8 protein-coding genes are annotated in these 7,277 nt (G+C 75.6%); 2 read left to right on the top strand and 6 right to left on the bottom strand.

Features of this window, described 5'->3' with window-relative positions; translation table 11 throughout:
* Positions 1-246 precede the first annotated feature (246 nt).
* Positions 247-486 carry a hypothetical protein gene (locus ACFV6I_RS35845; RefSeq protein WP_380371214.1) on the top strand — a complete coding sequence of 80 codons (240 nt, stop codon included), beginning with the start codon at positions 247-249 and terminating at the stop codon, positions 484-486.
* Here the strand turns inward: ACFV6I_RS35845 and ACFV6I_RS35850 are convergent.
* The 6 genes from ACFV6I_RS35850 to ACFV6I_RS35875 form a co-directional block, all read right to left on the bottom strand.
* Positions 429-1,052, bottom strand: a complete 624-nt coding sequence (locus ACFV6I_RS35850; RefSeq protein WP_380430122.1) for a DUF6099 family protein — start codon at positions 1,050-1,052, stop codon at positions 429-431. The two genes, ACFV6I_RS35845 and ACFV6I_RS35850, sit on opposite strands and share 58 nt — an antisense overlap.
* A gap of 165 nt (positions 1,053-1,217) precedes the next feature.
* Positions 1,218-1,583 (bottom strand): nucleotide pyrophosphohydrolase, encoded by a 366-nt coding sequence (locus ACFV6I_RS35855; protein ID WP_380336988.1) that lies wholly within the window; start codon positions 1,581-1,583, stop codon positions 1,218-1,220.
* 105 nt (positions 1,584-1,688) lie between these two features.
* Positions 1,689-3,041, bottom strand: a complete 1,353-nt coding sequence (locus ACFV6I_RS35860) for an AAA family ATPase (RefSeq protein WP_380430124.1) — start codon at positions 3,039-3,041, stop codon at positions 1,689-1,691.
* 94 nt (positions 3,042-3,135) lie between these two features.
* Positions 3,136-3,966: a putative RNA methyltransferase gene (locus tag ACFV6I_RS35865; RefSeq protein ID WP_380336962.1), complete on the bottom strand. Its 831-nt coding sequence runs from the start codon at positions 3,964-3,966 to the stop codon at positions 3,136-3,138.
* 160 nt (positions 3,967-4,126) lie between these two features.
* On the bottom strand, positions 4,127-4,951 hold the full coding sequence (locus ACFV6I_RS35870) for a RimK family alpha-L-glutamate ligase (RefSeq protein WP_380430127.1): 825 nt from the start codon (positions 4,949-4,951) through the stop codon (positions 4,127-4,129).
* The gene (locus ACFV6I_RS35875) at positions 4,948-5,934 is read right to left on the bottom strand and encodes a RimK family alpha-L-glutamate ligase (RefSeq protein WP_380430130.1); all 987 of its coding nucleotides are present in this window, start codon (positions 5,932-5,934) and stop codon (positions 4,948-4,950) included. Before ACFV6I_RS35875 ends, ACFV6I_RS35870 begins: the two co-directional genes overlap by 4 nt.
* A gap of 302 nt (positions 5,935-6,236) precedes the next feature.
* Here ACFV6I_RS35875 and ACFV6I_RS35880 point away from each other — a divergent pair, with 302 nt between their 5' ends.
* On the top strand, positions 6,237-7,106 hold the full coding sequence (locus ACFV6I_RS35880) for a GNAT family N-acetyltransferase (protein WP_380430132.1): 870 nt from the start codon (positions 6,237-6,239) through the stop codon (positions 7,104-7,106).
* Positions 7,107-7,277: the final 171 nt, after the last annotated feature.

Below are 7,277 nucleotides of genomic sequence, written 5' to 3' on the forward strand. Positions count from 1 at the left end.
GGCCCCCGAGTGGCCGTCGGGGACCGTCGGGGGCCTCACCCACTGCGACGGTTACACCGCTTGCGCTGCGGCGCACACGGCCGAGGGCGGCGCGGGGGGGGGGGGCCGCCCCGCCGCGCCGCCCCCACCCCCCCGGGGGCGCCGTCCCCGCTCGGCCCCCCCCCCCCCCGAGTGCGTGCTCCGGCTTGCGGCGGGGGGCGGGCCCCGCCGCTTCACGCCGCACTACCGATCCGAAGAGGTCCCGTCATGTCCCAACCAACTGCCACGCCGCAGCTCCCGAGCAGCCCGGCGGGCTCGGCCGCCGGTACCTCGTCCGGGCCCGCCGCGCAGAAGAGCCTGCTGGAACAGATGCAGGAACTGCTCGCCTCGGTGTCCGCGGATCTCGCCGAGTTGCAGTCCTCCGGCATCCGGGAGGACGGCCCGGCCACCTATCCCACCGGTACGGACACCTCCTCCGACGCTCCCGCCACGCCAGGCACCCGATAGTCCGGCGCCTGCTCCTCCCCCTTCGGCCGGCCCTCGTCCGGCGGGCCGAGCCGGACCACGAGTAAGGGCGAGCCCCGCTCGGCCGGCGCCCCGCCGAGCACCGCGCCCTCCTCTTCCTCCAATCTGCCCGCCGTCTTCCACAGCCGCCCGGCCAGGTCCTTGCACTCCGACACCGCGTCCACGCCGTCGATGCACGTCCAGTAGAGGCTCTCGGTGTCGGCCCCGCAGGCCAGCACCACCAGCGTCTCCCCGACGTCCCGCAGCAGCCCGTCCAGCGCACCCAAGGTCGGTGCCAGCTCGCCGAGTTCGGTGAGCCGCCCGGCCCGGCCGCCGCTCAGCACGGCGGCCCTGACGACCGAGCGTTCCAGGCAGACCGCCGCGTGCGCCGCGGCCTCGGACAGCTGCTGCCCCAGCCCGGTGAGCTCGTCGTCGTCCAGCTCCGCCAGCCTGGCCCCCACCGCCTCGGTGAGCAGCGCGGCCTGCCGCGCCTCGGCCAGCACATCCGGTACGTGCCTGGCCTCGGCCAGGGCGTGCCGGGCCCTCTTGATCAGTCGCAGCGCCTCCATGGCCGCCACTCCTTCCGCTCGCTGTCGCCGTGGGACCACGACCGCCGGAGGGGCGGTCAGGTGGTCACGGCGAAAGCGTGCGGCGAAGTCGGCGAGGCCGCATCCGTCATCGGGAAAGCTGTGGACAAGTCCGGGGCTGTGGATAACTCCCGTCCCTCACAAGGACTATTCGTCCACGTCCGGGTTGACACCCGCCCCGTCCGGGTCGGCGTCCGCCGGTCCGTCCGGCACCGGGAAGCGGAGCTCGTTCCGCTCGATCTTGGCCGCGAGGGCCTCCAGCGGATCCACCCCGACCACCGTGCAGAACTGCACCAGGTACGCGAGGACGTCCGCGACCTCGTCCCGCACCCGGTGGGCCCGCTCCGGCTCGGACATCACCGCGGCCGCCTGCTCGGGCGTCAACCACTGGAAGATCTCCAGCAGTTCGCCGGCCTCCACGCTCAGCGCGGCCGCCAGGTTCTTCGGCGTGTGGAAGGGCTCCCAGCGCCGGGCCGCCGCGAAGTCCGCCAGCCGCTGCCGCAGGGCCTCCAAGGTCGGCCCGGTGGGCCCGGTGGGCCCGGTGGGCCCGGTGGGCCCGGTGGGCCCGGCCGGTTCCCCCGGCCTCGTCACTCGTTCGTTCACCCGTCCAGGTCTACCTCACCCGTCCACCTCGTCCGCCCCCGGGTCCGCGCCGTCCCCGCGCCCGCACTGGGCCGGCACCCGGGTCGTCTCGGGCCGCAGCACGGTGTGCCCCGAGTCCGGGTCGCGCCGGCACTCGACCAGCACGGCCGCGCCCGACCGCGGTTCGGCCGCGCCGAGCGCCTCCCGCGCCGCGGCCGGCTCCTGAAGCGCGGCGAGGACGCGCAGTTGGTTGCGCCCGGACATGTCCCGGGCCAGCCGCAGCAGTGAGGCGGTCTGTTCGGTGGCGAGCCCGGCGCCGAGGTCCTCGGCGAGCACGGTGAGCTGCCGGTGCGCCCACGGCACCTCGGCGGCCACGTCGAGGTCGAGCACCCCGGCCCCTGTGAGCAGCACCGCGGCGAACGCGAGGTGGCGCAGCATGCCGTCGGAGGCCTGGTCGGCCCCGGTGCGCCCGAGGACGCCTTCGTCGAACACCGCGAGGACCCGCTGGTCGGGCCCGCTGCCGCGGTGGGCGAGGGAGAGTCCGAGCAGCGGGTGCGGGGCGGCGGACTGGACGGCGCGCAGGAGCTGCCCGTAGCGGCGCGGGCATTCGTTGCCGAGCCGGGCGAGGACGGCGGAGATGTTGGCGGCGTTGCTGCGCAACCGGGCCTGCGGGTCGGGCCGGGCCCAGCCGCGCATGAGGGCGGGGACGGGGTGGACGGGGAAGACCTCGCGCAGCGCGGTGAGCAGGTCCTCGGTGGCGGCGAGGACCTTCCGTTCGCCCGGGGAGGAGCCGGCCACCCGGAGCGGCAGTTGCGCGGTGATCATGGTGCCGCTGGGGAAGGGCGCCCGGATGTCGCCCTGGCGGGTGTCGTTGTGCCAGCAGACGTTGACGCGCCGCTTGCGGACGTCCTGTTCGCCGGTGTCGACGAGGGTGCGGCCGTCCAGGGTGAGCGATTCGCGGGCGATCCGCACCGGGCCGTCGGTGCGGACGACGACGTCGAGCCGGATGCGGCCGTGCGGGGAGCGGACGGTGCAGCCGAGGATGACGGCGTCGCGCCCGTGCGGGACGCACCCGGTCAGGCCGCCTCGGACGGGTTTGGCCAGGGGGCCGGTGCGGTCGGGCAGTCCGTCGAAGGAGTCGGCGATCTCCTCTCCGAGGGCGAGCCGGGAGAGCACGGCCAGCGCGTCGAGGGCGTTGGACTTGCCGACGCCGGCGGGCCCGTGCAGGACGGTGAGGGGCGCGAGCGGCAGGACCGCGCGCCGGTAGGACTTGAACGAGGTGAGCCGGAGCTCCTCGACGGTGGGACGTGTTACGGATGTCCGATCGGGCCCCGGGGCGCTCGGTCGGGGGTGGGCCGGCGCGGCGGGCCGGGTGGCGTCGCGGTTCACCCGTCGGACGTTAGCCGCAGGCCGGTCGGCAGAAACGTGCCTGCTCAGCAGATTCATCCCAACGTGGCGGCCACACCCCGCGCGCGCCCGACGTTCAGCGCCGGTAGGCGGCCACCGTCACGGAAGCGGTCACCTCGACCGGGTCCGGCAGCTCCGCGAGCGCGGCGGCCAGGCGGTCCGGGTCGGTGTGCCAGGCGCTGGGGCCCATGCCGACGACGGTGCGCACGTCGTCCGGGCCGAGCCGCAGGGTGAACTCGACCTGCCGCTGCCCGGCAGGGGTCAGGTAGGGGCCGAGCTTCTCGTCGATCCGCCGCTGCTTCTCCTCGTCGACCGACAACAGGCCCAGCGCGCCGACGAGTTCGCGCAGGTGGCGGGCGGTGGGCGAGACCAGCAGCAGGGTGGCGCCGGGGCGCAGCACGCGGCGGATCTCGGGCCCGTTGCGCGGGGCGAAGACGTTGAGCATCAGCCCGGCGGAGGCATCGCGCAGCGGCAGCGGCCGCCAGGCGTCGCAGACCACGGCACCGATCCGGGGGTGGGCCTTGGCGGCGCGGCGCAGCGCGAACTTGGAGATGTCGAGGGCGGCGCCGACGCGGCCGGGCAGGGCGTCGAGGACGTGGGCCAGGTAGTGGCCGGTGCCGGCGCCGAGGTCGGCGACGAGGCCTTCGGGGTCGGCGGCCGCGGCGGCCTCGGCGAGGGCGTCGGCGATGGGCCGGTAGTGGCCGGCGGCGAGGAAGTCGGCACGGGCGGCGACCATCTCGGCGGTGTCGCCGGTGCCGGTGTGGGCGTCGCCGGCGAGGAGGCTGACGTAGCCCTGCTTGGCGAGGTCGAAGCTGTGGCCGGCGGGGCAGCGCAGGGCGCGCTCGTGCCGGGTGAGGGCCTGCGCGCAGTGGGGGCAGGCCAGGTAGTGCTCGATGTCCTGCAGCAACGTTCCGTCTTCTCTCGCCGTTCAGCCCGGGTGCCCGGGGGTTTCGCGGGTCCGGTGGCCCTGAGTAACCAGCCTAACGACCCCGCCCGACCCCGACGGCCTGCCCGGCCAGCCGACCCCGCCCCGGGCCCGCCGACCCCACCCGGCCCCGCTGCCCGGCCTATCGGCCCCGCCGCTGCCCGCTTATCGGCCCCGCCCCTGCGCGCCCGCGCCCGCGCTCCGCCGCGACGCGCAGGGCGAGGGCGGCGAGCGCCTCGGGCGCGCCGGGCCGGCCACGGATGCCGGGGAAGGCGTTGACGTCGACGATGACGGGTTCGGCGGGCCCGTCGAGCAGGTCGACGCCGTAGACGTCGAGCCCGAACACCTCGCCGACGCGCAGGGCGAGGGCGGCCCGGTCGGCGGGCGGTTCCCAGTCCTGTCCCTGCCCCGACTCCCCTTCGCTGTCGGCGAGTTCGGACCGCCGCCGGGCCGCGAACACCTGCCGGTCGATCACCCACAGCTTCTGGTCCCAGCCGGTCCCCGGGACGAACGGCTGGGTGACGACGGGCTCGTCGGGCCAGCGCGCGACGAGTTCGCGCAACCGGGCCGGGCCGTCGACCCGGGCGACCAGGTCGTGGCGCCGGCTGTGCCGACTCTTGACGACGAACGGGTAGGCGGGATCGGCGAGTTCGGCGAGCCGCCCGGCGTCGCGGGTGGCCGCGAAGGGCAGGTCGGCCGCGCGCGCGAGTTCGGCCATCCGCACCCGGTCCTGGCAGAGTTCGGTGGCCGCGGCCGAGTTGATGACGGGCGCCCCACACCACTCCAACTCTTGTGCGAGTGAAAGGGATCGACGGGTGTGGGCCTTGAGCAGATAGACGTCGGCGAGCGCCGGCCCTGCCGGTCCAGCAGGGTCGACGATCGTCACCTCGTGCCGGTCCGCCAGCAGGGCGGCGGTCGCCGCGAGCACCGGGTGTCCGGGGTCGGCGGTGATCAGGCCGATCCTCATATCGCCCCGCCCAGGCCAGCCCCACCCAAGCCGGCCCCGTCAAAGCCGGCCCCGTCAAAGCCGGCTCCGTCAAAGCCGGATCCGCCGAACTCTCCACCACCGAAGCCAAGTTGCCCGTACCCTGCGCCACCGCCCGCCGGCACCAGTGCGGGCGCGGGCGCCGACACGGCCGTCCCGCTGCGCGCGAGCCGCAGCACCGCCCGGGCGACCCTGGCGACCGCGTCCGGCACCTGGCGGAAGCTCGGGAAGTCGTTGATGTCGACGACCACCGGCCCGTCCGGCCCGAGCAGCACGTCGACGCCGTACAGGTCGAGCCCGAACACCTCGCCGACCTGTGCCGCGATCCGCGCGACCTCTCCAGGCAACGGGACCTGCCGTTCGCGTACGCTCTGCCCGGGGTGGAGCGGGGAGGAACGTTCCGTCGCGAAGAGCTCGCCGTCGACGCAGTACACCTTGAGGTCGGTGCCGGAGTTGGGCACGTAGGGCTGGGCGATCAACAGCCCCTCGTCGGCGAGTTCGGGACCGAGGTCGAGGAGGTGGTCGGGGCTGGGCACGAGCCGGACGGCCCGCCCGGAGCTGCCGTCGGCGGGCTTGACGACGAGCGGGTACTCGGCGGCCGGGATCTCGGCGAGCCGTTCCCAGCGGGCGGTGGCGTAGGTGACGGGGACGGGCAGGCCGCGGGTGCTGGCGATGACGGAGGCGAGCGCCTTGTCGCGGACGCCGCGGATGGAGCGGACGTCGTTGACGGTGGTGAGGCCGACGGCGGCGGCCGCGTCCAGCAGGGTGAGCCCGGGCCCGCCGGAGACGGTCTTGAGCACCCAGGCGTCGTGGCTGCCGGCCCGGATCGCCTCGGATATCGCCATCAGCGAGTCCCCGGGGCGCAGCACGTCCACCCGGTGCCCCCATGCGGTGAGCTGGCGTGCCACGTCGAGCGGCATGCCGTCGTGCCGGTAGTGCTCCTCCACCAGAAAGCAGAGCCTCATGGGCCTGTCTTCCCCCCTTGCCAAGCCGAGTGCGGACGTCCGCCGTCCCCCTTCGGCAGAGCTGTAAAGGCATCAGCATGCCACGCGGTATACGCACAAGATCGCTGCGAGCCGGTAAGCGTTCAGCAACAATCAGGCGCCCGCACCGCCCCGGCCCTTCGCCACCCCCGGCACGAAGCACCGCCGCCGCCCGCCATCACCCTCGGCACGAGGCACCGCCACCGTCCGTCACACCGTCACCGGCGCCCCCGGTACGAAGCCCGGGAACAATGCGGTGGCGGGCCGCCGACGCCCCTGCTTGGATGCACGCCGTGACTTCTGTTGATCATGCCCCCGACCACTCCCTCCTCGACGCGATCGAGCGCTACTACGACGCGGTGCCGCGCAGCGCCGCGCGGACCGAGGACTTCGGCCCGCTGACCCTGTTCGTCCGCGAGGGCGCGGGCTGGCCCTACTACGCCCGCCCCACGCTCGACCACGACGGCCCCGCCACCACCGCCGAGGACGTCCTGCGGGTGCTGGCCCGCCAGCGGGAGCTGGGCGAGCCGGAGGCCTTCGAGTGGGTGGCCGAGCGGAGTCCGGAGCTGCGGGCCGCGGTGGAGGCGGCCGGGCTCGCGGTGCACGAGCACCCGCTGCTGGTGCTGGGCCCGCAGGACGAGCCAGCCTCGGCGCCCGAGCTGCCGGAGGAGGTGCGGGTGGAGGTCCTGGGCGCGGATGCGCCGGAGCTGGCGTCGGCGGTCGCCGTTCCGCACCTGGCGTTCGCCGAGCCGGGCACCGGCGTGGGCGCCGTGGGTGCGGCCGAACTGGCCGAGGCCGCAGGGCGGTTGACGGCAGAGGGCGCGGTGGAGCGGATCGCGCGGCGGATCACCGACGGCGCCACCGTGCTGGCCGCCGCGGTGGAGGACGGTTCCGCGCTGTGCGCGGGCCAGCACAATCCGGTGGGCGCGGTCACCGAGGTGGCCGGGGTCGGGACGCTGCCGGTCGCGCGGCGGCGCGGGCTGGGTCTGGCGGTCACCGCGGCCCTGGTCGCGCACGCGCGGGCGAACGGCGTGCGGACGGTGTTCCTGTCCGCCGCCGACGAGGAGGTCGCCCGGATCTACCGCCGGGCGGGCTTCCGCCCGTTCGCGACGGCCCTGATCGCCGAGCCGGCCCCGGACCGGCCCGGCGACTGACCCGCAGACCGGCCGACCCGACGACCGGCCGACCCCCCGACCACACCAACGAGAGCCCTCAGGAACGGACGAGGGGGGGGGGCGCGGCCGGCGGGGGGGGCGCCCCCCCCCGCGCTCGCTCGCGCGGGCGCCCCCGCCCGCTCGCGCCCCCCCCGCGCCCCCGCGCGCGCG

This window comes from Kitasatospora sp. NPDC059803 (assembly GCF_042732255.1).
Classification (GTDB): domain Bacteria; phylum Actinomycetota; class Actinomycetes; order Streptomycetales; family Streptomycetaceae; genus Kitasatospora.